Source organism: Camelimonas sp. ID_303_24 (assembly GCF_053543495.1).
Genome location: NZ_JBLLJM010000013.1, coordinates 129,853 through 152,216, shown reverse-complemented (window position 1 = coordinate 152,216; position 22,364 = coordinate 129,853). Strand labels below are relative to the sequence as shown.

Genomic DNA, 22,364 nt, shown 5'->3' with positions numbered 1-22,364 from the left:
CTGACGTCCCCACGCAGCGAGGCCCATTGGGCAACGGCACAAACACAAAATCTGGGGCACAAAAAATTTGGGGGTGGAGAGCAGCCGCTCCCACACCCCCAAATCCGGTCAACCTGGTCGACGCCGCTCAGGCCTGAGGCTGCGGCTCAAGGCCGGCGTCAGAGCCGCCGCGCGGCGTGTGCCGGCCAGCGGAAGGCACGAGCGTGCCGCGGGTTGGCGGCGGTTCGCTGCCCGCGTCGCGAACCGGCGGCTTGCCGCCCAGCAGATCGCGAATCTCCTCGCCGGAGAGCGTCTCATACTCCAGCAGGCCGCGCGCCAGCGCCTCCAGATCGTCATGGCGCTCGGTGAGGATGCGGCGGGCTTCGGACAGCCCCTCCTCCACCAGACGGCGGATTTCCGCGTCGATCTTCTGCGCCGTCGCCTCGGACAGGGTCTGCTGCTTGCCCATGGAATAGCCGAGGAACACCTCGCCGCCCTCATCGCCATACATCACGGCGCCGAGTTCGTCGGAGAAGCCCCACTGGGTGACCATGGCCCGCGCCAGCTTGGTCGCCTGCTGAATGTCGGAGGCGGCGCCGGAGGTGACCTTGGCCGGGCCAAAGATCAGCTCCTCGGCGACGCGGCCGCCCATCATGATGGCGAGGCGCGAGGTCATCTGCTCGTAGCTCATGGAGAGCTTGTCGCGCTCCGGCAGCTGCATGACCATGCCAAGGGCGCGGCCGCGCGGAATGATGGTGGCCTTATGCACCGGATCGGTGGCGGGCACGTTTAAGGCGACGATGGCGTGGCCAGCCTCGTGATAGGCCGTCAGACGCTTCTCGTCTTCCGTCATCACCAGGGTGCGGCGCTCGGCGCCCATCATCACCTTGTCCTTGGCGTCCTCGAACTCCTGCATGGTGACGATGCGCTTGCCGCGCCGCGCCGCCAGCAGCGCCGCCTCGTTGACGAGGTTCATCAGGTCCGCGCCGGAGAAGCCCGGGGTGCCGCGCGCCATCACGCGCAGGTCGACGTCGGGAGCCAGCGGCACCTTGCGAACGTGAACGCGCAGGATGCGCTCGCGACCGACCACGTCCGGGTTCGGCACGACGATCTGGCGGTCGAAACGGCCAGGGCGCAGCAGCGCCGGGTCGAGCACGTCGGGACGGTTGGTGGCGGCGATGATGATGACGCCTTCATTGGCCTCGAAGCCGTCCATCTCCACCAGCAGCTGGTTCAGGGTCTGCTCGCGCTCGTCATTGCCGCCGCCAAGGCCGGCGCCGCGATGACGGCCGACCGCGTCGATCTCGTCGATGAAGATGATGCAGGGCGAGTTCTTCTTGGCCTGTTCGAACATGTCGCGCACGCGGCTGGCGCCGACGCCCACAAACATCTCGACGAAGTCCGAGCCGGAGATGGTGAAGAACGGCACGTTGGCCTCGCCGGCGACGGCGCGGGCGATCAGCGTCTTGCCGGTGCCGGGCGGGCCGACGAGCAGCACGCCGCGCGGAATGCGGCCGCCGAGGCGCTGGAACTTCTGCGGATCGCGCAGAAACTCCACGATCTCCTGCAGGTCATCCTTGGCTTCCTCAACGCCAGCCACGTCCTCAAAGGTGACGCGGCCGTGCGCTTCCGTCAGCAGCTTGGCCTTGGATTTGCCGAAGCCCATGGCGCGCCCCGCCCCGCTCTGCATCTGCCGCGACAGGAAAATCCACGCGCCAATGAAAACGAGGATCGGCAGCCAGTTAATCAGCAGCGCGATGAACCAGGGCGTGTCCGACTGCGGCGGCCGCGCGGAAATCTGCACGTTCTTCTGCTGCAGCTTGGTGACGAGGCCCGGATCGAATGGCGCATACGTCTTGAAGGTGCGCCCGTCCGAATAGGCGCCGGTGATTTCCTGCCCGGAGATCAACACGCTGGTGACGCGACCGCTGTCGGCGTCCTGCAGCAGTTGCGAGTAAGGAATATCAGACGAACCGCCGCGCTGACCGGGGCTCTGGAACAGGGAAACCAGCGCCAGCACCAGCAGAAAAATGATGACCCAGAGGGCGAAATTCCTGAAATTGGGGTTCATCTTGAATTATATGTCCTGGTCCAGCGGGCTGCCGCGCGCCATAAGGATCTCAACCAGCCCCATATTTAGGCTTGAAGCGACCTGTTGCCAAGGTCGCGCCGTCAATGGAGCGCGCCGGAAACGGAAGTTGAATTGAGGCTGCCGGCCTTCTAAGCGCAAAAAGCGCCCTGTTTGGGGCAGGCGCGGCGGTTATGCCGCAGGCCGGCGTCTTTTTTGACAGTGTTTGCCAGACATTCCGGCCGGCAACCTTAACGGGCAGTTCTTGCCGGCGCCCCACGCCGGCGGCTCCACGCCATTTGGCCAGGCGTCTTGCCCAGGTCGCTTGCCCAAGTCATTTGCCCACAACCGCTCAGGCGGCGGTGCGTCTGCGCCGGCGCGGCTCCGCGGCGCCGCGGCAGACGCCGTGGCGGTCGAGCCGCAACGCCAGGCCGCCGAGCGTCAGCGCTCCGGCCTGTCCGGCGGCGGCTGCGGCGGCCAGGCGGTCCGCCGCCCGCTCCAGCCGCTCCAGGCGCGGGGGCGCTGCGCCGGCAGGCCGGGCGCCCGCCACCAGCCGCCCGAGCGCTCGCGATGCGACCTCGGCCGGTTGCTGCGCCAGCCGGCGCATGTCGACGCTGAAGTCCGTCCCGCTCATTTGCGCGCCGGCGTCAGTCAGGGCCAGGTCCGTCGCATATTCCAGCGCCGCGTCGGCGCGGGCGGCGCGGACGCCAAGGCGCAACAGCCGTTCGCGGCTGAGTCCGAGCGCCGCCAGTTCGCTGGCGAGGCAGCGCAGCTTGCCCCTGCCCTTGCGTGGATCAAGATTGCCAGGGTCGACCGCCCAGTCCCACCCGGCGGCGGCGCAGACGGCGACCAGCCGGCTTTTCGGCAGGGCCAGCAAAGGGCGCGCCAGCCACAGCCCATCCCGCCGCGACAGGGCGGCGATGCCGGCGAGACCTCCGAGACCGGAGCCGGCGCACAGGCGCATCAGAATGGTCTCGGCCAGATCATCGGCGTGATGGGCGCTCAACACATGGGAGGCGCCGATGCGCCGGGCGTGGCCGCACAACAGGGCGTAGCGCGCGGTCCGCGCCGCAGCCTGCAGGCCGCTCGCCGGCTTGTCGCCGTCCCAGATCAGGATGTCGCCCGGCAACCCCACGTCCCGCGCCCGCGCCATCACCATGCGGGCCTCGCCGGCGGCTTCCGGGCGCAGGCGATGATCGACCACGGCGACAGCAATGGGTGGGCGCGGCTCGCCGCGCGCAAGACCATCCGCCCGCCAGCGGGCGGCAAGCAGCAGCAGCGCCAGGGAATCGGGCCCGCCGGAGACCGCCAGCAGCAAGCCCGCGGCTGTCGCAAGGCCGGAAAACAAAAAATCCGCCTCGCCGGCGGTCACAGGGGCGTCGTCTGGGACGCGGCTGGCGTTCGGATCTGCGGCTTCCCGCCGGCCCATCCGCTCCTGCACGGCGCCGGCCTCCCGCAACGGATCGCCGCGCCTCATCGATGGCTCAGCATTTGGTGCGGCGCCGTTCGCGCTCGACGGCGGAGCGCACGTCAACCGAGGCGTTGGGATATTTGCGCAACACTTCGGCCAGGGTGGCGCAGGCTTCCTGTCTGGCGTTGAGCCGCGACAGCGACATGCCCAGCTTGACCAGCGCGTCCGGGCCGCGCGCCGATTTGGCGTGCTCGGTCGAGATCTTCAGGAACTGCTCGGCCGCCTCGCTATACTGCTGACGCTGGAAATAGCTTTCGCCCAGCCAGTAGATGGCCTCGGGCGCGCGCCGGTCACGGGGATTGGCCTGGAGAAACTGCCGGAAGCCCATTTCGGCCTCCGCATACTGGCGCTGCTGGAACTGGCCGCGGGCGTTCTCAAAAGCATCGGCGCCGGCGGCGCTTCCACTCCCGCCCTGGCCGGCGACCTGCGACGGGCCGCCGGGTGAAACGCCGGCGCCGGCATCACCGCGACGCTCACGGCCTGGCGAGGTTGATGGCGCGGGAGAGGACCCGCCGCCGCCAGATTTTTCCTGCAGGCGAAACTCGATGTCCTGCTGGAACTTGCGCAACTGCTCATTGAGCCGGCGGTTCTCGAATTGCAGCTGCTCGATGCGGCCGGACATGGTCCGCACCTGGTCCTCCAGCTGGCCCATGCGCACCACCATGTCGGCGGCGTCCTGGGCCCGCGCCTGCGGCGCCGGCAACACGGCGAGCATCGCCGCCAGGGCCAGACCGCCGAACAGGGCGGCGACCTGCGAAGAAACGGCAAACTTTGGCAATTGTAGCGTCATGTCGGCCTGTCGTTTGGCAGTCATGCGGAAGGGAATGGCGATCCCGGCAGCCGCGTCGCTTCCGCCGGGATCAGGGTCCCTTGCGGAGCGACGCGCGCCTGGATGCTCAGGAACCGGCGCCGTCCAGCACGATCACGCTGCGACGGTTCTGCGACCAGCACGAGATGTCGTTGCAGACCGCGACCGGGCGCTCCTTGCCATAGGAGATGGTGCGCATGCGCGAGGAAGCCACGCCGCGCGACGCCAGATAGTCCCGCACCGACTGGGCGCGGCGGGCGCCGAGCGAATAGTTGTATTCGCGGGTGCCGCGCTCGTCGGCGTGCCCCTCGACGATGAAGGTGTAACGCGGATAGCGGGCCAGCCATGCGGCCTGACGGTCGAGGGTGGCGACGGCCTGGGGCGTCAGCGAGGTGCTGTCCACTTCGAAGAACACGCGGTCACCCACGTTGACGACGAAATCCTGGGCGCTGCCCGGCGTGCCGGCGCCGCCCATGCCATAGCGGCCGCCCGATCCGCCGGCGCCATTGACGCCGTCCTGATTGTTCTTGGCGCAGGCGCCGAGCGACAGCGCCGCCACCATCGCCACGACCGCGAACGCAGCGCGGCGGCCCATCCGCCCGTCCGCCTTGCCCATAACTGCTGCCGACATCATCAATCCTTCCTGGAAGCTTTCGCCTCAACATGTCCGCGCCAGCCGCGCGCTGTCATATCAGCGCTCACACAACCAGCGATGTGGTAAAATTCCGATTAAAGCCGCGAGGGCCACCAAGGTCGCCCCCAAGACCGCCCCTCCCCCGGACGCCGCGCCTGGGCCGCCAGTCAGCGCATCTCCGACAGCACCTGCGACCAGGCCGGGTCCGATGCGAAGCCGGACGTGCGGATCGGCGCTTCGACGCGGCCGGTGATATCCGTCATGTACAGCTTGCCGCCGCCCTCGCCGCCCGGGTCACGGAAGAACATCAGGAACTGGCCGTTCGGCGCCCAGGTCGGCCCCTCGTTGTGGAAGCCCTCCGTCAGGATGCGCTCGCCCGAGCCGTCCGGCTTCATGACGCCAATGGCGAACATGCCGGCTTTCTGGCGGGTGAAGGCGATGAAATCGCCGCGCGGCGACCACACCGGCTGGCTGTAGCGCCCTTCGCCGAACGAAATGCGCTGGGCGTCGCCCCCGGAAGCCGGCATGACGTAAATCTGCTGACCGCCGCCGCGATCGCTCTCGAAGGCGATGCGGGCGCCATCCGGCGAGAACGACGGCGAGGTGTCGATGGCGTTGGCGCTGGTCAGGCGCGTGGTGGTGCGCGAGCCCAGGTTCATCAGATAGATGTTGGCGTTGCCGCCCTGTTGCAGACTCAGCACGATGCTCTGGCCGTTCGGCGAGAAGCGCGGGCTGGAGGTCATGTCGGGGAAGTTGCCGACCATCTGGCGCTGTCCCGTGTCGATGTTCAGCACCTGCACGCGCGGCTGCGAGCCGCGGGCCTGGGACATGTAGGTCACATCGGCCGAATTGGGCGCGAAACGCGGCGTCACCACGCTCTCTTCACCGCGCGTCAGGAAACGCATGTTGGCGCCGTCGGTGTCCATGATGGCGAGGCGCTTGCGGCGCTGCTCGCGCGGGCCGCTCTCGTCCACGTAAACGATGCGGGCGTCGAACATGCCCTTGAGGCCGGTAAGGCGGGTCAGGATCGAGTCGGCGATGATGTGGCCGACCCGGCGCCAGTTGTTGGCGTCGGTGACAAACTGCTGGCCGGTCATCTGCTGGCCGGCGCTGACGTCCCACAGGCGATAGGCGGTGCGCAGGCGGCCGCCGTCGCGGCTGACCCGGCCGGTGGCCAGCGCCTGGGCGTTGATGGCCTGCCAGGCCTGGAAGGCCGGCACCGCATCGAACTCAATCGGCCCGGGCGGGAAGGCGCCGCGATCAAGGGGGGCGAAGTAGCCGCAGCGCTTCAGATCGGCGGCGACGACGCCGGCGATCCGCGCGCCCAGGTCCGGGTCGCCGTCGAAATCGGCGATGGCGATCGGCAGCGGCTGGAAATTGGCGCGATCGAGGGTAATGGAGATTTCAGCCCGCGCCGGCTGCGCCCAGGTGGTGACGGCGCTTACCGCCGCGAGGCCGCCCGCCGCGACCCCGGCCCTGAGCAGGCTGCGCCGGCCAGGATCAACAAGGCCATCCCCGGCGCCGGCTGACGGCAGGATGAGGCCTGCGGACCTGGCAACGCGGCGAAACAGGTATTCAGTGGCCATGGTGTTTCCGGCGTTCTTTGAGGTGGTCATAATCGGACTTGTCTAATTCTTGCAGCCTGGAGCGGCGAAGCTGAATTTCCATCACGGGCGTGACCGCCGCATGTGAAACCCGCAAATTCACGCGCTCCGCCAGCTCCCATACCAGGGAACTTTTGCCTGGCGCAGATGGCAAAACCATGTCGGTTGCAATATTCCGCCCGGCGATCATCGCTTCAGATCTCATCCCAGAAACTCCCGGGCATCGAAGACAATCCGGAAATTGCGCCAGTCATTGTAAAATGGCGCGAATTGCTGCGGCACCCGGAATGGCGCGCACATGCGCACGGCGCGCACGGCGCTGTCCGCCATGGCGCGGAAGCCCGGATCAGACGAACTGTTCGTCACCACCGGCTGGCCAACCACCGCGCCGTCCGGCCCAAGCACCACGCGCACATCCGGCTTCAGATCGGGATTGGAGCCCATGGGCGGCGACCAGCACTTCGCCAGTTGCTCCTTGAGCATGGCGCCCAGGGCGTCGCGCTGCGACATGGACAGCTTCGGTCCGGTCCCGGTCTGCGTTCCCGCCGTCGAGCGCTGGTTCAGCTCCGGCCCGGTGGAGGCGGTGCGCTGGTTGGCGTTGCGGCTGGCCAGCAGCTTGCGAATGTCCGTCGGGTTGAAGCTCTCGCCGTCAGGCGCCGGTTTGGCCGCCGGCTTATGGGCTGGCTTCTCGGCCGGCTTCGGCGTCGGCTTGCTGTCCTCGATCAGCTTCGCCAGATCGCGGCGCGCCGGCGCCTCCGGCGTGGGTTCAGGCTTTGGTTCCGGTTTGGGCTTGGGCTTTGGTTCGGGTTTGGGCTCCGGTTTAGGCTCGGACTTCGGTTCTGGCTTGGGCTCGGGGCGCTGCGGCGGCAGCGGAGCAGGCTCAGGCTTCGGCTCGGGCTTGGGCTCAGGTTTGGGCTCGGGCTTAGGTTCGGGCTTCGGCTCCGGCTTGGGCTCAGGCCTGGGCTCGGGCTTCTGGACGGCGGCCGGCGGCGGCGTGTTCTCCTCAGCCTGCGCCAGATCGCGCGGTCGCGAGGGCGGGGCCGGCGCGTCCTGACGGTCATTGGCCGAATCCGGCTTCACGTCCCGCACCTCGGCCTGCTTTTCGGCGCGCAGGGTCGGCTTTTCCGAAACCTCCTTCGAGGTCTTCTCACCACGCGTCATGGCGCGCAGCTGGCTGTCGGTGATTACCTCAACAGGCACCGCCTCCACCTGCTCCTCAAACCGCGGCGCGGTGGCAAGCGCGATCAACGCCGCGACCAGCAGGCCGGCGTGGCCGATCGCGGAAAGCAGCAGTCCTGGTTCCTGTCTGGACCAACGGAAATTCATCTGGCCCGCTCAGCCCTTCTGATCCGGCTCGGTGACAAGGGCGACCTTCCGGAACCCGCCGGCGGTAATCAGCCCCATCACCTGGGCGATGCGGCCATAGTCAACCTTCCTGGAGCCGCGCAGATAGATGCGCTCTTCCGGGCCGGACTTCGCCGCCTCGCGCAGTGCCGGAACCAGCGTGTCGTCCGACAATTGCCGGTCCTCGATGAAGATGCGGCCCTGGTCGTCCACCGAAACCGTCACCGGCTTCTGCTCCATGTTGAGCGGCGCAGCGGAGCTTTGCGGCAGATCCAGCGGCACGCCGGTCGCCATCATCGGCGCGGCGACCATGAAGACGATCAGCAGCACCAGCACCACGTCGATGAACGGCGTCATGTTAATGTCGGCGAAACCTGCGCTTTTGCGCGCCCCGCGCCGGCGCCTGGCGCCGCCGCCTGTTCCGCCAGCCATGCCCATACCCATGCCTGTCTCCTTCCGGCGGTCGCGGTCAGGCCGCGTGCCGCTCGTCGATCTGCCGCGACAGGATGGATGAGAACTCGTCGGCGAAGCCTTCCAGGCGCGTCTGCGCCCGCGCCGCCTCCGCCTGGTAGCGGTTGTAGGCGATCACCGCCGGAATGGCGGCGATCAGGCCAATGGCGGTGGCGAACAGCGCCTCGGCAATGCCCGGCGCCACCACCGCGAGCGAGGTGTTCTTGGAAGCGGCGATGGAGCGGAACGAGGTCATGATGCCCCACACGGTGCCGAACAGGCCGATGAACGGCGCCGACGAACCAATGGTGGCCAGCACCAGCAGCCGCGATTCCAGCCGCTCCATCTCGCGCTGGATCGACACGTCCATCACCTTGTCGATGCGCTGCGGCAGCGAGGCGATGGAGCGTCCCGCGCCCTCGAACGAGCGCTTCCACTCGCGCATGGCGGCGACGAACACTGCGGCCATGCCGGTCGGCGTCCCATGCGCTTCGGCGCGATACAGCTCCTCAAGCGACTGGCCAGACCAGAAATTGTCCTCGAAGGCGTTCATTTCCTCTCGGGTGCGGCGGAACAGCAGCGCCTTGTCGATGATGATCGCCCAGCACCAGACCGATGCGCCGGCAAGTCCCAGCATCACCAGCTTGACCACGAAATGCGCCTGCCAGAACATGTGCCAGAGCGACACTTCCGTTACCGGCGCGGCGACCTGGGCTACGTCGACGGGGTTCATAAATCTTCCTTCCGGCCTGATACATGTTCCGCGCGGGAATGCCGCTGCACTCCGCGAAGAAGAAAAGGCGTCACATCAGTCAGACAGGCGAATCCCTGTCCGGCCGGGCGCCTCCCGACAGCGGAGGCGCGCCGGCGGCCAGCTCCGCCGGGCGGATGCATGACCTGACCAGTTGCGGCGCCGGTTGCATCACGGCGCCTTGTTGCCCCTGTGTCCTCACCCCGGATTCTGTCGAAAGCTGGGCCACATATGGGAGTTGCCATGACAGAGCCAACCGCGGCGCGGACTGTGGCCATCCTGGCGCCATCAAATCCGAACATGGTTAAGACAGGCTGAACGAAGCGGTCCCGCCTGAATCAGGCAAACAAAAAGCCTGCCCCGTTGGGGGCAGGCCTGGCGATGAAATGGCCAATGGAACAAGGCGAAGGGCTTACTCGGCGGTCATCTCTTCGAGAACGACCCAGTCGTTGCCCTTGAACTGCTGCAGCTCCAGCCGCTTGAACGGCACGTAGTCATCCGGCGTGGTGTTGTAGGAACTGCCGGGCAGCAATGCCGGACCATGCACCTTCTTCAGATTGGTGGCGACGCGCAGGATGTTTTCGCGGGTCAGGTTATCGCCGGCCTCACGCAGGATGTGCGCCATCACGTGGGCGAAGGAATAGGTGACGAAGCCAATCTCGTTGGTCTTGTCCTCGTTCGGCAGATACTTCGCCAGAAACTCCTTGTAGGCGACGACGTCCGGATCCTTGGCCCAGCGCGGGCTGGTCATCTGCTTGTAGGCGGTGGCTCCGATGATCCCCTGCACCGTGTCCAGACCGGCGGCCTCAAGGAAAACGCGCCCGGTCGACGGGCTCACCACCAGATGCATCGGCTGCCAGTTCAGCTCGTGCACCTTCTTGAAGATCTGCGGCGTCGCCTTGCCGAGGCTGACGTTGAAGAACACGTCGGCGCCCGAATTCTTCGCCGCCAGCACCTGACTGTCCATGGTCGGATCGGTCAGTTCGTAGGTCACTTCCTTGATGATGTTCTTCGCCTTGTCGCCCAGGCCCTTTTTGAAGCCGGCGACATAGTCCTTCCCGAAGTCATCGTTCTGGTAAAGGATGGCGATCTTGCCTTCCGGCTTCGTCTTGGCGACGTAACGGCCGAAGATCTCGCCTTCCGTGCCATAGAGGAAGAACGCCGGCGTGCTCCACGGGAACGCCTTCGGCTGGTTCCACTTGTTGGCGCCGGTCGAGACCAGCAGCTGCGGAATCTGCTTGCTGTTGAGATATTTCTGCACGGCCGACTGGGCGGCGGTGCCGCTGGAGCCGAACAGGGCGAGCACGCCGTCCTGCTCCACAAGCTTGCGGGTCTGCTCCACGGTCTTCGGCGGCGAGAACGAATCGTCCAGCGAGATCAGATTGACCTTGCGGCCATTAATGCCGCCCTGCTCCTCATTGAGCTTGCGGAAATAGGCGACCTCGGTGCGGCCCTGAATGCCATGGGCGGACAGGGGACCGCTATAGGGCATGGTCTGGCCAAGGCGGATTTCCGTATCCGTGGCGCCCTGATCGTATTTCTTCTCGGCGGCGATAGCGAAAGCCGGCGCACAGGCCAGGGCCGCCGCAACCAGCGTGCGGGTCAAATAACGCGTCACAGTTTCTCTCCCTTACCGACGCTCTGGAGAAACGGATCAGCCCGGAACGCGCCCCGGCCGCACCGCCCCTGGCGTCTGCTGGAAAAACTCATAACGCGTTCGAACATTTCTGCAAGCGGCCGGAACGCCACGCAGGGCAACCGCTCGCGCTGGCCATCGCAATCCATGGTCGCCATGGCATGGGCGCCATGGAACAGACAGGCATGCCATGAACATGGCGCAGCCCCTGACGCAGCGGACGTCACAATGCGGGACCTCTTGATTCCCGCACAGGACCAACATGCCCAGTCTACGCCGCGCCCCTTCCCGCACGCGCCACAGCCTGCTGCAGGCCGCCACCGCCACGCTGGCGATCACGCTCGCTGCGGTCACCGCCAGCGCCGCCGAAATGACGCCGCCGCCCGCCCCCGCACAGGCGGCGACGCCAGCAGGCGGTTTCTTCATCGGCGCCGGCGCTGGCTACAACCACTTCAGCCCGCGCCACAGCGGCATTTACGCCACCGGCCTGTCGGAGGTGTATCGCGACGGCGTCCTGGCCGCGACCGGCTACGCCACGGGCGGAACCGGCGTGCCCCTGCGTGAGCGCAACGCCTTCGCGCCGGTGGGGCAGATCGGTTACATGGGATCGATCGGCGGTTCGCCCTGGCTGTGGGGCGTCAGGGCCACCTACAATTACGTTGGCGCCGATGGCGACGCCCGCAATGCGCTGGTGCCGCAGGGCGGCGGCTTCCAGAGCAACGATCCTGGCGCGACCTTCGCCGGCAATCTGCTTGTGCGCCAGTACAAGGTGTCGCTGAAACACCAGTTCGCCCTGTTGCCGGTGGCGGGCTACAGCTTTGGCCGCATCGCCCTGTATGGCGGCGCCGGCCCCAGTCTGTCGCAGACCCGCGGCGAGATGAATGGCGTCATCGGCTTCGCCGACATCAACGGCAACCGTCAGGACATTACCGGCGCGCCGGTCAATTTCGCCAAATCCCGCTGGACTTACGGCCTCGCCGCGACGGCCGGCGTCATCTGGCGGCTGGACGACCACTGGTTCATCGACGCCACTTACGTCTATTCCCGCACGCGCCGGACCCGCGACCACTTTTTCGCACCGTTCGTCAACCCGTCCAACGGCTTCGTCTACACCGGCGTCGGACTCGGCTCCCATGCGGCCTCGACCGTCAATCACGCCGTCAACATCAGCCTGAACTACGCCTTCTGGCAGCCATGAGCCGTTGGGCTGGCGCCCGGGCTCCCCGCGCCGGCCTGAACGCCATGCCCGCGGCGCGGCGGCCTGACCCGAGGGCCACGGCTGCCGCCGTCAGTCGCCGCCAAGCAGCGTGCGGATTTCGTCAGGAATCCGCGCCGGCCTGCCGCCAACGATGGCGGCAACGCGCACCTCGGCGGTCAGGATCTCGACGCCATCGCGCAGGATGCGCTGGTCGATAATCATCGAGGCGCCGCGCATCTCGCGGGTGCGGGTTTCAATGGTCAGCACGTCGTCCATCAGCGCTGGCAGCTTCCAGTCGATGGTCATGCGGCGCACGGCGAAGAACAGGCCGCCCGCCGCCAGCATCACCGACTGGTTGGCGCCGATGGCGCGCAATGATTCCGTGCGCCCGCGCTCAAGGAACCTGAGATAATTGGCATGATAAACGATGCCGGAAAAGTCGGTGTCCTCGTAGTAGACCCGCACGGTCAACAGGTGCCGGCCATCGACGACGACACCGCACGCTGGCTCCAGCCCGCTGTTTTCCGCAGCCGAATTCATCGGTTCACGCCTCTTCTTCCGATTGATCCCGAAACAGCGCGTATTGGGCGGCGCCAGGGGCCGGTTCCGCAAGCCCCAGATGCCGGAAAGCGTGCGGCGTCAACAGGCGACCGCGCGGCGTGCGCTGCACGAAGCCCTGCTGGATCAGGTAGGGCTCGATGATTTCCTCGATGGCGTCGCGCGGCTCCGACAGGGCCGCAGCGATGGTCTCGACGCCGACGGGGCCGCCGCCAAACGACAGGGCGATCATTCGCAGATATTTGCGGTCCATCAGGTCAAGGCCGATGGAATCCACGTCGAGCAGGCTGAGCGCCCGGTCGGCGATCTCCCGCGTCACCCGATCGGCGCCGCCAACCACGGCGAAATCGCGCACGCGTCGCAGCAGGCGTCCGGCGATGCGCGGGGTGCCCCGGGCGCGGCGGGCGATCTCATTGGCCCCATCGTCGCTCATGCCGACGCCAATGACCCTGGCGCCGCGCTTCACGATCAGCTCCAGTTCCGCCACCGTGTAGAATTGCAGCCGGATCGGAATGCCGAAACGGTCGCGCAACGGCGTGGTCAACAGGCCCTGCCGGGTCGTCGCGCCGACCAGGGTGAACTTCGGCAGATCGATCTTGACCGAACGCGCCGACGGCCCCTCGCCGATAATCAGGTCGAGCTGGTAGTCCTCCATCGCCGGATAGAGAATTTCCTCCACCGCCGGATTGAGCCGGTGAATCTCGTCGATGAACAGCACGTCGCGCTCTTCGAGATTGGTCAGCTGCGCCGCAAGGTCACCGGCGCGGGCGATCACCGGGCCAGAGGTGGAGCGAAAATTGACCCCGAGTTCGCGGGCAACGATCTGGGCCAGCGTCGTCTTGCCCAGCCCGGGCGGGCCGACGAACAGTACATGGTCCAGCGCGTCGTTGCGGGTGCGGGCGGCGCGGATGAACACGTCGAGGTTGGCGCGCGCCTGGGCCTGGCCAATGAACTCCTCAAGCGCCAGCGGGCGGATTGAACCCTCGCCGTCCTCATCGCGCGCCTCGGCCGAGACCAGGCGCTCTGGCGCGTCCTCGACGTCGGCGGCGCGCGGCGCGCCCCTGCTCCGGGAGCCGCCTGCTCCGCGTGGCGCGCCCTTGCCGGTCCTGCCGCCCGTTCCACTCATCGTTTTTCCACTTCAGCGGCCATCCCCGGCCTCGCGCATGTCCGGACGGGCGGGCCCGCGCCTCACATCAGAACGATGCGTCCTGTCAAACAGGCGCAGCGCCCCGGCGGGCGCGGTCAAGCGCCTTGCGCCAATTGCTTCAGGCCAAGGCGGATCAGCGTGCGCGCCTCGGCGTCCTCTCCGGCTTCGCGCATGGCGGCGGCCACGGCGGTCGCCGCCTGGGGCTGGGCATAGCCCAGATTGACCAGCGCCGAAACCGCATCCGCCGCCGCGCCCGGGGCAGCGCCTTCCGTCACATTCGCCGCCAGCCGCGCCGCGCCCAAATCAACATGGCCAAACACCGGCGCCTTGTCCTTCAGCTCGGCGACAATGCGCGCCGCCAGCTTGGGGCCGACGCCAGGGGCGCGGCCCACCGCCGCCCTGTCGCCCATGGCCACCGCCGTGGTCAACGCCGCCGGCTCCAGCACGGAAAGCACGCCGAGCGCCACGCGGGCGCCGACGCCCTGGACGTTCTGCAGCAGGCGAAACCATTCCCGCTCCTGGTCGGAGCGGAAACCATACAGGCGGATCATGTCCTCGCGCACATGGGTTTCGATGGAGAGGGTCGCCGCCTCGCCGGCGCGCGGCATGGTCTGCAGGGTGCGGGCGGAACAGTGGGCCACATAGCCGACGCCCTGCACGTCGAGGATGACGTGATCCTCGCCGAAGCTGTCGACGATGCCTTTCAGCTTGCCAATCATCGCGCGCTCCCCGCCAGCAAGGCGACGCGCGCCAGCCGCTGCGCCGCGCCCCGGTGCTGGGCGTGGGTGATCGCCACCGCCAGCGCGTCGGCGGCGTCGGCGGTCTCCGGCGTGGCTTTCGGCAGCAACACCCGCACCATCGCCTCCACCTGGCGTTTTTCGGCGTGGCCGACGCCCACCACCGTCTTCTTGACCTTGTTGGCCGAATATTCCGACACCGGCGCGCCATACAGCGCCGGCGCCAGCAAGGCGACGCCGCGGGCCTGGCCGAGCTTGAGCGTCGACTGGGGATCCTTGTTCACGAACGTCTCCTCCACAGCCACCTCGTCCGGCTCCCACATGGCCAGGACGTCGGCGAGGCCGTCGTGCAGTTCGCGCAACCGCAGGGCCAGCTCCGCGCTGTCGGTGGAGCGCACGCAACCGCAGGCGACAAAGCTCAGACGCGTGCCGACAGAGGCGATCACGCCCCAGCCGGTGCGGCGCAGGCCGGGATCAATGCCGAGTATGCGAATCGCTGCGGTGGTCATGGTTCATTTAGACCGAACAAACTATGAACATCCAGTCAACGCACACAAAAAAGGGCGGCCCGGAACGGACCGCCCTCCCCTCTTGCATCGCCTGCCGCCCTTGCCGCGACTGCCGCAGGCGCCGGCGGACCGGTCAGTCTTCGCCGGAAATCTTCGCGATCAGCGCGTCGGACAGTTCGAAATTGCCATAGACGTTCTGCACGTCGTCATGGCCATCGAGATTGTCGATCAGCCGGAGAATCTTCTCGCCGGCCTCATCGTCCACCGCGACGGTGTTCTGCGGCCGCCAGGTCAGCGCCGCCTTGCGGGCGTCGCCAAACGACGCCTCAAGCGCCTTGGCCACCTCATGCAGGCCCTCCTGCGAGGTGATGATTTCGTGACCGTCGTCAGAGGACGACACGTCATCGGCGCCGGCCTCGATGGCGGCTTCCAGAACGGCGTCGGCGTCGCCAACCTTCGCATCGAACTCGATCACGCCGACACGGTCGAACATGAACGACACGGCGCCGGTCTCGGCCAGGCTGCCGCCGGCCTTGGTGAAGATCGAGCGCACGTCGGAGGCGGTGCGGTTGCGGTTGTCGGTCAGCGCCTCGACGATGACGGCGACGCCGCCCGGGGCGTAACCTTCGTAGCGGATCTCTTCATAGTTCTCCGAGTCGCCGCCCTGCGCCTTCTTGATGGCGCGTTCGATATTGTCCTTGGGCATGTTCTCGGCGCGGGCGGCCAGAACCGCGGCGCGCAGGCGCGGGTTCATCGCCGGGTCCGGCATGCCGAGCTTGGCGGAGACGGTGATTTCGCGCGCCAGCTTGGAGAACAGCTTCGAGCGCGCGGCGTCCGCCTTGCCCTTGCGGTGCATGATGTTCTTGAACTGCGAATGTCCGGCCATGTGACCTCGTCATCCCTTCCGGGGCCCGGCTCAGCCGGCGGCCCACCTGTCAGCAATAGCGTCAGGCAAAGCGGGCGCCGCAAGGCCTGACATAACCCGTCGAAAACAAATATTGGCGCGAAACGCCGGCGAGTGACCCCGGCCATCTTTCGCCTTCAAACCTGTCAGGCCAGGAGACGGTTTCACCGCTCATGCCGGACCGCCGGAACGACCGGCCCGGACTGCCTGTCCGCAGGCCACAGATACACGATAGCGCCGCCGCATGAACGGCGCGCCTGATGGCGTCCTTATAAGACCAGGCGGCGCCTGATGAAAAGCGCCCTGTGACGCCCAGGGCGCAATCAGCCCGGCGGCGGGCAATTTCCCTCGCGAGCAACCCTCGCCGCGACGCGCGGGAAGTTGAACGGGCGGCCATGGAACAACCTGCTGCGCAACAGCTTTTGCCAGTATTATCGCGGCGGGGCAGCAGCAGCCACGCCCGGCGACGGACGGAGCCAGCAGGCGCACGCCCGGAGCACCATGGCGCCGCCGCCCAGCCCAAGCCAGGCCCGAGCAGATCAGGCGGCAAGGGATGGCCTGGAAAACCGCCAGTAATCCGGCGGCGCCCTGTTTGACACGACGGGAAGGAGAAGGACGCACATGGCCAGAACAGCAACCCCGCGCGGCGCCGCAACAAAACCCGGCTCCACAGTCGCAAGGTCTGGCTCAGACGCCCCGGGCAAGGCAGCCGCCAAACCGGCGGCGGCGGCGGCCAAACCGCCGGCCGCTACAGTCAAAAAGCCGGCGGCGGCAGCCAAAATGCCGGCGGCGTCTGCAAAAGCCGCTTCCCTGCCGACCCGCGACGCGGGCTCCAACCGCCTCGACACGCCATCCGACTTCGCGCCAGAAGCCGTACTGGCCATCAGCGACGCGCTCAAGGTGGCGCTGGCCGACACCTTCGCGCTGTATCTGAAAACCAAGAATTTTCACTGGCACATGAGTGGTTCGCATTTCCGCGACTACCACCTCATGCTCGACGAGCAGTCGGAACAGATCTACGCCAGCACCGATGAACTGGCCGAGCGCGCCCGCAAGATTGGCGGAACCAGCCTGCGCTCGATCGGCCACATCGCCCGGCTGTCCACCATCCAGGACAATGACGCCGAATATGTCGCGCCCGAAGACATGCTGCGCGAACTGGTCAACGACAACAAGACGCTGATCCGTTCATTGCGCAAGGCCCATGCGGTCGCCAGCGACCACGACGACTGCGCCACCACCAGCGTGCTGGAGAACTTTATCGACACCGCCGAGCGCCGCACCTGGTTCCTGTTCGAGGCGGCGCGCACGCCGGATCGCGACGGGCGCTAGAACGGCTCCGGCGCGGCGCGCGCCAGCCAGAAAAAGCTGGCGCGAAATCCGTGCATGCCCGGCCGGATTTCGCGCTCACCTGGCCGTGCAACGACCAGACGGTTTTTTGACCTGGCGGTTTTCCGGCCCGGCTTACGGCTCCCAGAACGCCGGAACCGCCTCTTCCAGATGCGGCCCCAGCCGCACCGGCGCGACGCGGATGGCCAGCCCGGTGCGGCTATCGGTTTCAACCGCTATGCCGCACAGGGTCGCCTCACCCTCGGCCGGCTCGAAACGGCTGCCTGGCGTCTTCTGCAGGAAGCGGCGCACCGGCTCTTCCTTCTGCATTCCAATGACGCTGTCATAGTCGCCGCACATGCCGGCGTCCGACTGATAGGCGGTGCCGCCGGCGAGGATGCGGTGATCGGCGGTGGGCGTATGGGTGTGGGTGCCCACCACCAGCGTGGCCCGGCCATCGACGAAATAGCCGAACGCCTGTTTCTCGCTGGTCGCCTCGGCGTGGAAATCGATGACAATGGCGTCGCAGGCCTCGCCCAGCGGGCAGGAGGCCAGCTCCCGCTCCGCCACGGCGAACGGGTCGTCCAGGGCTTCCATGAAAATCCGGCCCATCAGGTTCATCACCATGACGCGATGACCGGACGCGGTTTCGATCATGGTGGCGCCCCGGCCCGGGGTGCCTGGCGGGAAATTGGCGGGACGCACCATGCGCGGCTGCCGCTCGGCGAACACCAGCGCCTCACGGTTGTCAAAGGCGTGATTGCCCAGGGTCACCACATCAGCGCCGGCGTCGAGCAGGCCGTCGCAGATAGCCTCGGTGATGCCGAAGCCGCCGGCGGAATTCTCGCCATTGATCACCACGCAGTCCAGCGACCAGCGCGAACGCAGCCCCGGCAGACGGTCAGCCACCACCTGCCGGCCAACCCGGCCGCAGACATCCCCCAGAAACAGCAAACGCATGACGCCTCCACACCCGGTTGCGCCTGGCATGGCGTCGCAGCGACAACGCCAGGCAACCAAACCACCTCTCATCATGAAGGCGGAACAGGCTCCCGTACCTGTCTTCCATAGCATGAGCGCGGCGGCAGAAAAGCCGGCGGGCGCAACAACGCAGGATCAGGTCCGTTCCGGTCAGGCCCGCGACGGCCGGATCAGCTCGCGTTCGGTGACGATGGCGTCGAGCGGCTGGTCGTGAGGCTCGCTGAACGTGCTGGCGACTTCCTGGGCGGCAAATGACAGGGCCACGGCCCGCACGGGGCCCGCGGCGCGCAGCCGCTCCAGCGCCCGGTCGAAATGCCCGGCGCCATAGCCCAGCCGCCCCCCGGCCCGATCGAACGCCAGGCAGGGAACCAGCGCCAGCGCCGGCGCGCATTCCGGCGCTTCCAGGCCAGGGCCGCGCGTGCCAAAGCCGGCGTCAACGAGCGGATCGCCCGGGCGCCAGAGCCGGAACATCAAGGTGGGGTGGGCGACGACCGGCAGGCTGGTGGCGAAGCCGGCGGCGGCCAGGGCCTGCAACAGCGGCAGCGGGTCAATTTCGCTGCGGATGGGCCAATAGGCGGAAATGACGCCGTCGACGTGCAAGTCCTGCGCCTGCATGAGGTCCTGCGCCTGGGCCATGAAGCGCGCGGCGATGGCGCGAGAGGCGGCCGCGCGCTCCGCAGGGGAAATGGCGTCGCGGATCGTCCGCGCCCGTTCGCGCAGCAGGGCCTTGGGGGTGCTGGCGGCGTCCGGCGGCGTTGCGGGATTTGCTGACGGTTGCGTCATGGGCCTGCGGTCAAGCGCAACGCCAGAGCTGGCCACGTCCCATATGATCAGGGCGTACGCGCGCAAAAAAAATAAAGTGCGGAGCCACAATGGCCGATGGAGTGCGATCCCGGGAAACCTACAAAGTAGGTGGGCGCCGTATGCCCAGGTCCACGGACCTGGGCAGGTACAGCTCCCTTGGGATCGTTAAGGCCCCGGGGAAATGCTCCTGTCGGGCCTCACAGCCCCGCATCAGCAAAATAGGCTGCGCCAACCACTTTTTCCAGAGCATCGCCACGCCGGCGCCCACAATTCTGCGGGCCTGCGACATCGCGGCGACGGCATCATTGCAGCGGCGACCTTGCGAGGTCCTGCCCTTGCGGCGCGCGCCGGGCCAGCCAGGGCCGCCGCGTCAGTCGCCCGGCGGCGTCACCGCGAAGGCGGGGGTCGCCGCCCCGGTCCCGCCGGACACCGACATGGGGTTGAGATCCCGCGCCAGGCTTTCGATTCGCTCGCTGACCCGGATCAGCGCCGCCGCCGCCTGGCCCTCCGCATCGGCCACGCGCTGGTCGCCGCCGGCCAGCGCCGAGCGCACGGCGCGCATTTCCGCATCGTGTTCGGAAAGCCGCTTGCGAGCCTCCTGCAGTTCGTCGAGCACGGTGAGCGCCGCCATCACATGCAGGCGCAGGTCGCCGATCTGGCCAAAGGCCTGCTGCATGTCGCTGACGCGGCGGTCGAACTCGGCCGCCAGCCCGGCAAGGTGGTCTTCCTCGCCGTCGGCGCAGGCCATGCGATAGATTTTGCCGGCGATGGAAACATTGAGCTGCGCCATGGTCAGGCCTCCCCGCGTTCATCGGCGGCCAGCACCGCCGTCACCACGCCGATCGCCCGCTCCACCCGGTCCTCCACGTCCGATGCGGCGGCCTGCAAACGGGCCAGCCGCGCCATGGCCCCGTCCAGATCAACGGCCAGCCGCGCCCTGTCGTCCTGCATCAGCGACAGTTCGGTCTCGATGTCGATGGTGCGCCGGTCCGCTTCGGCGCGGCGGGCCGCCGCCGCTTCCAGCGCCGTCAGCGCCGCGTCCAGTCGTTTCAGGGCCTCGTTGAGATTCATGGTCTCCGCGCTTTGCTTCGCCTGCCGCCCGTTTATATCCCCTGAGCCGGCGCGGATGCAAAAGGGATGCGCGTGCGTCCCGCAAATACATGCGCGAAATACGCGCGCGATGGCGGCGGACCCCGCCGCCCGCCAAAAAAAGCAGGCAAGGCGGCCCCGCCGCCATCCTGGCGCGCCGAATCCCTGGAGCGGCCCATCGCGCCAGGTTTTCGCCATGTCCTTGCGTCATATGGCGCGGATCGCCTGCTTTGCGCGTGATTGACCAGCGCTTACATTGACTCGCGTCCAGCAGGTGCTATCTAGCCCGCGCGCGTCCTGACGGTCCTCCGCAGGCGGCGCGTCCAGCCAGATCCAGCCGCAACCGGACGTCCAGATGACCCATTCCGTTGAACACCGTCGCCTCGCGAACGCGATCCGCGCGCTCGCCATGGACGCCGTCGACAAGGCGAATTCCGGCCACCCCGGCCTGCCCATGGGCGCCGCCGACATCGCCACGGTGCTGTTCACGCGCTACCTGAAATTTGATCCGAAGGCCCCGAACTGGTCGGATCGCGACCGCTTCGTGCTGTCCGCCGGCCATGGCTCGATGCTGCTGTACGCGCTGCTGTATCTGACCGGCTATGACAGCGTCTCGCTCGAGGACATCAAAAAGTTCCGCCAGCTGCATTCGACGACCCCGGGCCACCCGGAGAATTTCGTCACCGCCGGCGTCGAGACCACGACCGGCCCGCTCGGCCAGGGCATCGCCACCTCGGTCGGCATGGCGCTGGCCGAGCGCATGCTGGCCGCCGAGTATGGCGATGACCTCGTCAGCCACCATACCTATGTGCTGGCCTCTGACGGCGACCTGATGGAAGGCGTCAGCCAGGAGGCGATCGCCCTTGCCGGCCATCTCAGGCTGTCGAAGCTGATCGTTTTCCACGACGACAATGGCATCTCGATCGACGGTCCGCTGTCGCTGGCCGATTCCGTCGACCAGGTGAAGCGTTTCGAGGCGGCTGGCTGGAACGCCATGCGCATCGACGGCCACGATCCGGAGGCCATCGCCGCCGCCATCGACCAGGCGCAGTCCTCCGACCGCCCCACCCTGATCGCCTGCCGCACCGTGATCGGCTTCGGCTCGCCGAACCGCGCCGGCACTTCCAAGGCCCATGGCGAACCGCTGGGCGCAGCGGAGCTGGCCGCCGCCAAGGCGCAGCTCGGCTGGGAATACGGCCCGTTCGAGATTCCCGATGACATTCTGGGCGCCTGGCGCGCCGCCGGCGCCCGCAACAGCGCCGTGCACCAGGCCTGGACCGCCCGCTTCGCCGCCCAGCCGGAGACGCGCCGCGCCGAGTTCGAACGCCGCGTCAACCATGTCGTTCCGGCCGGTTTCGACACCGCCATCGACGGCCTGAAGCGTAACCTCATCGCCAATCCCCAGACCGTCGCCACCCGCAAGGCCAGCGAGATCGCGCTTGAGGCGGTGACCGTCGCTGTTCCCGAGCTGATCCTCGGCTCGGCGGACCTGACGCCGTCCAACAACACCAAGACGAAGAACCTGAAGGAAATCAGCCCCGGCGATTTCGCCGGCCGCTATATCCATTACGGCATTCGCGAGCACGGCATGGCCGCCGCCATGAACGGCATGGCCCTGCATGGCGGTTTCCGCCCGGCCGGCGCGACCTTCTTCGTCTTCACCGACTATTGCCGGCCGTCGATCCGCATCGCCGCCCTGTCGGAGATCCCGGCGATCTACGTCATGACCCATGACTCGATCGGCCTTGGCGAAGACGGCCCGACCCACCAGCCGGTGGAGCACCTGGCCTCGCTGCGCGCCATGCCGAACCTCGCCGTGTTCCGCCCCGCCGACACGGTGGAGACGGCGGAAGCCTGGCAGATCGCCATCAAGCGCACCAGCGGCCCGACCCTGCTGGCCCTGTCGCGCCAGAACCTGCCGCAGGTCCGTCACGATCACGTGCAGGACAACCTTTCCGCGGCCGGCGCCTATGAGCTGGCCCCGGCGGAAGGCGGCAAGGCCGAGGCCACCATCTTCGCCTCCGGTTCGGAAGTGGAGCTGGCCATGGCCGCCCGCGAGCAGCTCAAGGCCCAGGGCGTCGCCGCCCGCGTCGTCTCGGTGCCCTCGCTCGACGTCTTCCTTGAGCAGCCGGAGGACGTGCGCAAGGCGGTGATCGGCGATGCGCCGGTGCGCGTGGCTGTTGAAGCCGGCGTACGTTTCGGCTGGGACGCGGTGATTGGCGAGAACGGCGGCTTCGTCGGCATGTCGAGCTTCGGCGCCAGCGCGCCGTACAAGGAAGTCTACAAAAACTTCGGCATCACCGCCGAAGCCGTCGTGGACGCCGTATTGAAGCGCCGCAACGCCTGATCTGACCGGGACGGCC

General features: G+C 67.5%; 22 protein-coding genes and 1 other RNA gene. 3 read left to right on the top strand and 20 right to left on the bottom strand.

Features of this window, described 5'->3' with window-relative positions:
- Positions 1–127: 127 nt before the first annotated feature.
- From ftsH to ACERNI_RS13255, 10 genes are all read right to left on the bottom strand, one after another.
- On the bottom strand, positions 128–2,050 hold the full coding sequence (gene ftsH, locus ACERNI_RS13300) for an ATP-dependent zinc metalloprotease FtsH (RefSeq protein ID WP_448833751.1): 1,923 nt from the start codon (positions 2,048–2,050) through the stop codon (positions 128–130).
- Positions 2,051–2,399: 349 nt separating this feature from the next.
- On the bottom strand, positions 2,400–3,524 hold the full coding sequence (gene tilS / locus ACERNI_RS13295) for a tRNA lysidine(34) synthetase TilS (protein ID WP_448833750.1): 1,125 nt from the start codon (positions 3,522–3,524) through the stop codon (positions 2,400–2,402).
- Between the two features lie 7 nt (positions 3,525–3,531).
- Entirely contained in the window at positions 3,532–4,308 is a 777-nt protein-coding gene (gene ybgF / locus ACERNI_RS13290) for a tol-pal system protein YbgF (RefSeq protein WP_448833749.1), read from the bottom strand.
- Between the two features lie 106 nt (positions 4,309–4,414).
- Complete coding sequence (gene pal, locus ACERNI_RS13285; protein ID WP_448833807.1) at positions 4,415–4,921, bottom strand: peptidoglycan-associated lipoprotein Pal; 507 nt, start codon at positions 4,919–4,921, stop codon at positions 4,415–4,417.
- Between the two features lie 206 nt (positions 4,922–5,127).
- Entirely contained in the window at positions 5,128–6,546 is a 1,419-nt protein-coding gene (tolB, locus tag ACERNI_RS13280; RefSeq protein WP_448833748.1) for a Tol-Pal system beta propeller repeat protein TolB, read from the bottom strand.
- Positions 6,536–6,769, bottom strand: coding sequence for a hypothetical protein (locus ACERNI_RS13275; RefSeq protein WP_448833747.1), 234 nt, complete (start codon positions 6,767–6,769; stop codon positions 6,536–6,538). Before ACERNI_RS13275 ends, tolB begins: the two co-directional genes overlap by 11 nt.
- Positions 6,766–7,890: a hypothetical protein gene (locus ACERNI_RS13270; RefSeq protein ID WP_448833746.1), complete on the bottom strand. Its 1,125-nt coding sequence runs from the start codon at positions 7,888–7,890 to the stop codon at positions 6,766–6,768. The genes ACERNI_RS13275 and ACERNI_RS13270 overlap by 4 nt, the downstream gene beginning before the upstream one ends.
- Before the next feature lie 9 nt (positions 7,891–7,899).
- On the bottom strand, positions 7,900–8,352 hold the full coding sequence (locus ACERNI_RS13265) for an ExbD/TolR family protein (protein WP_448833745.1): 453 nt from the start codon (positions 8,350–8,352) through the stop codon (positions 7,900–7,902).
- Between the two features lie 25 nt (positions 8,353–8,377).
- Positions 8,378–9,091 carry a protein TolQ gene (tolQ, locus tag ACERNI_RS13260; RefSeq protein ID WP_191319159.1) on the bottom strand — a complete coding sequence of 238 codons (714 nt, stop codon included), beginning with the start codon at positions 9,089–9,091 and terminating at the stop codon, positions 8,378–8,380.
- A 430-nt stretch (positions 9,092–9,521) separates the two neighbouring features.
- Positions 9,522–10,727 (bottom strand): ABC transporter substrate-binding protein, encoded by a 1,206-nt coding sequence (locus ACERNI_RS13255; protein WP_448833744.1) that lies wholly within the window; start codon positions 10,725–10,727, stop codon positions 9,522–9,524.
- 280 nt (positions 10,728–11,007) lie between these two features.
- Here ACERNI_RS13255 and ACERNI_RS13250 point away from each other — a divergent pair, with 280 nt between their 5' ends.
- The gene (locus ACERNI_RS13250; RefSeq protein WP_448833743.1) at positions 11,008–11,943 is read left to right on the top strand and encodes an outer membrane protein; all 936 of its coding nucleotides are present in this window, start codon (positions 11,008–11,010) and stop codon (positions 11,941–11,943) included.
- A gap of 90 nt (positions 11,944–12,033) precedes the next feature.
- On the opposite strand, the gene ybgC is transcribed toward ACERNI_RS13250, so the two are convergent.
- The 5 genes from ybgC to ACERNI_RS13225 all read right to left on the bottom strand — a co-directional run bounded on the left by ybgC (position 12,034) and on the right by ACERNI_RS13225 (position 15,780).
- Positions 12,034–12,483, bottom strand: a complete 450-nt coding sequence (gene ybgC / locus ACERNI_RS13245; RefSeq protein WP_191319157.1) for a tol-pal system-associated acyl-CoA thioesterase — start codon at positions 12,481–12,483, stop codon at positions 12,034–12,036.
- A gap of 4 nt (positions 12,484–12,487) precedes the next feature.
- A complete protein-coding gene (ruvB, locus tag ACERNI_RS13240; RefSeq protein WP_448833742.1) occupies positions 12,488–13,627 on the bottom strand; it encodes a Holliday junction branch migration DNA helicase RuvB in 1,140 nt (379 codons plus the stop codon).
- Between the two features lie 116 nt (positions 13,628–13,743).
- Positions 13,744–14,367 carry a Holliday junction branch migration protein RuvA gene (gene ruvA, locus ACERNI_RS13235; protein ID WP_448833741.1) on the bottom strand — a complete coding sequence of 208 codons (624 nt, stop codon included), beginning with the start codon at positions 14,365–14,367 and terminating at the stop codon, positions 13,744–13,746.
- A complete protein-coding gene (ruvC, locus tag ACERNI_RS13230) occupies positions 14,364–14,894 on the bottom strand; it encodes a crossover junction endodeoxyribonuclease RuvC (protein ID WP_448833740.1) in 531 nt (176 codons plus the stop codon). Before ruvC ends, ruvA begins: the two co-directional genes overlap by 4 nt.
- Before the next feature lie 133 nt (positions 14,895–15,027).
- On the bottom strand, positions 15,028–15,780 hold the full coding sequence (locus ACERNI_RS13225) for a YebC/PmpR family DNA-binding transcriptional regulator (RefSeq protein WP_448833739.1): 753 nt from the start codon (positions 15,778–15,780) through the stop codon (positions 15,028–15,030).
- 639 nt (positions 15,781–16,419) lie between these two features.
- On the opposite strand from ACERNI_RS13225, the gene ACERNI_RS13220 reads away from it, so the two are divergent.
- Positions 16,420–17,130 (top strand): Dps family protein, encoded by a 711-nt coding sequence (locus tag ACERNI_RS13220; RefSeq protein ID WP_448833738.1) that lies wholly within the window; start codon positions 16,420–16,422, stop codon positions 17,128–17,130.
- Positions 17,131–17,262: 132 nt separating this feature from the next.
- On the opposite strand, the gene ACERNI_RS13215 is transcribed toward ACERNI_RS13220, so the two are convergent.
- The 5 genes from ACERNI_RS13215 to ACERNI_RS13195 form a co-directional block, all read right to left on the bottom strand.
- Positions 17,263–18,087 carry a TIGR00282 family metallophosphoesterase gene (locus ACERNI_RS13215; protein WP_448833737.1) on the bottom strand — a complete coding sequence of 275 codons (825 nt, stop codon included), beginning with the start codon at positions 18,085–18,087 and terminating at the stop codon, positions 17,263–17,265.
- Between the two features lie 171 nt (positions 18,088–18,258).
- Positions 18,259–18,891: a 5-formyltetrahydrofolate cyclo-ligase gene (locus ACERNI_RS13210; protein ID WP_448833736.1), complete on the bottom strand. Its 633-nt coding sequence runs from the start codon at positions 18,889–18,891 to the stop codon at positions 18,259–18,261.
- Positions 18,892–18,968: 77 nt separating this feature from the next.
- Positions 18,969–19,121: non-coding RNA, 6S RNA (gene ssrS, locus ACERNI_RS13205), on the bottom strand.
- A 161-nt stretch (positions 19,122–19,282) separates the two neighbouring features.
- The gene (locus tag ACERNI_RS13200) at positions 19,283–19,702 is read right to left on the bottom strand and encodes a cell division protein ZapA (RefSeq protein ID WP_448833735.1); all 420 of its coding nucleotides are present in this window, start codon (positions 19,700–19,702) and stop codon (positions 19,283–19,285) included.
- A gap of 2 nt (positions 19,703–19,704) precedes the next feature.
- Positions 19,705–19,983 (bottom strand): DUF4164 family protein, encoded by a 279-nt coding sequence (locus ACERNI_RS13195; RefSeq protein ID WP_448833734.1) that lies wholly within the window; start codon positions 19,981–19,983, stop codon positions 19,705–19,707.
- Positions 19,984–20,332: 349 nt separating this feature from the next.
- Between ACERNI_RS13195 and tkt the strand changes: the two genes are divergently transcribed.
- Complete coding sequence (gene tkt, locus ACERNI_RS13190) at positions 20,333–22,348, top strand: transketolase (RefSeq protein ID WP_448833806.1); 2,016 nt, start codon at positions 20,333–20,335, stop codon at positions 22,346–22,348.
- Positions 22,349–22,364 lie beyond the last annotated feature (16 nt).

What these genes read in the sequence shown, in the direction of transcription:
- ftsH (WP_448833751.1), bottom strand. Translation starts at nt 2,050, where the DNA reads ATGAACCCCAATTTCAGGAATTTCGCCCTCTGGGTCATCATTTTTCTG.
- tilS (WP_448833750.1), bottom strand. Translation starts at nt 3,524, where the DNA reads ATGAGGCGCGGCGATCCGTTGCGGGAGGCCGGCGCCGTGCAGGAGCGG.
- ybgF (WP_448833749.1), bottom strand. Translation starts at nt 4,308, where the DNA reads ATGACGCTACAATTGCCAAAGTTTGCCGTTTCTTCGCAGGTCGCCGCC.
- pal (WP_448833807.1), bottom strand. Translation starts at nt 4,921, where the DNA reads ATGGGCCGCCGCGCTGCGTTCGCGGTCGTGGCGATGGTGGCGGCGCTG.
- tolB (WP_448833748.1), bottom strand. Translation starts at nt 6,546, where the DNA reads ATGGCCACTGAATACCTGTTTCGCCGCGTTGCCAGGTCCGCAGGCCTC.
- ACERNI_RS13275 (WP_448833747.1), bottom strand. Translation starts at nt 6,769, where the DNA reads ATGAGATCTGAAGCGATGATCGCCGGGCGGAATATTGCAACCGACATG.
- ACERNI_RS13270 (WP_448833746.1), bottom strand. Translation starts at nt 7,890, where the DNA reads ATGAATTTCCGTTGGTCCAGACAGGAACCAGGACTGCTGCTTTCCGCG.
- ACERNI_RS13265 (WP_448833745.1), bottom strand. Translation starts at nt 8,352, where the DNA reads ATGGGTATGGGCATGGCTGGCGGAACAGGCGGCGGCGCCAGGCGCCGG.
- tolQ (WP_191319159.1), bottom strand. Translation starts at nt 9,091, where the DNA reads ATGAACCCCGTCGACGTAGCCCAGGTCGCCGCGCCGGTAACGGAAGTG.
- ACERNI_RS13250 (WP_448833743.1), top strand. Translation starts at nt 11,008, where the DNA reads ATGCCCAGTCTACGCCGCGCCCCTTCCCGCACGCGCCACAGCCTGCTG.
- ybgC (WP_191319157.1), bottom strand. Translation starts at nt 12,483, where the DNA reads ATGAATTCGGCTGCGGAAAACAGCGGGCTGGAGCCAGCGTGCGGTGTC.
- ruvB (WP_448833742.1), bottom strand. Translation starts at nt 13,627, where the DNA reads ATGAGTGGAACGGGCGGCAGGACCGGCAAGGGCGCGCCACGCGGAGCA.
- ruvA (WP_448833741.1), bottom strand. Translation starts at nt 14,367, where the DNA reads ATGATTGGCAAGCTGAAAGGCATCGTCGACAGCTTCGGCGAGGATCAC.
- ruvC (WP_448833740.1), bottom strand. Translation starts at nt 14,894, where the DNA reads ATGACCACCGCAGCGATTCGCATACTCGGCATTGATCCCGGCCTGCGC.
- ACERNI_RS13225 (WP_448833739.1), bottom strand. Translation starts at nt 15,780, where the DNA reads ATGGCCGGACATTCGCAGTTCAAGAACATCATGCACCGCAAGGGCAAG.
- ACERNI_RS13220 (WP_448833738.1), top strand. Translation starts at nt 16,420, where the DNA reads ATGGCCAGAACAGCAACCCCGCGCGGCGCCGCAACAAAACCCGGCTCC.
- ACERNI_RS13215 (WP_448833737.1), bottom strand. Translation starts at nt 18,087, where the DNA reads ATGCGTTTGCTGTTTCTGGGGGATGTCTGCGGCCGGGTTGGCCGGCAG.
- ACERNI_RS13210 (WP_448833736.1), bottom strand. Translation starts at nt 18,891, where the DNA reads ATGACGCAACCGTCAGCAAATCCCGCAACGCCGCCGGACGCCGCCAGC.
- ACERNI_RS13200 (WP_448833735.1), bottom strand. Translation starts at nt 19,702, where the DNA reads ATGGCGCAGCTCAATGTTTCCATCGCCGGCAAAATCTATCGCATGGCC.
- ACERNI_RS13195 (WP_448833734.1), bottom strand. Translation starts at nt 19,983, where the DNA reads ATGAATCTCAACGAGGCCCTGAAACGACTGGACGCGGCGCTGACGGCG.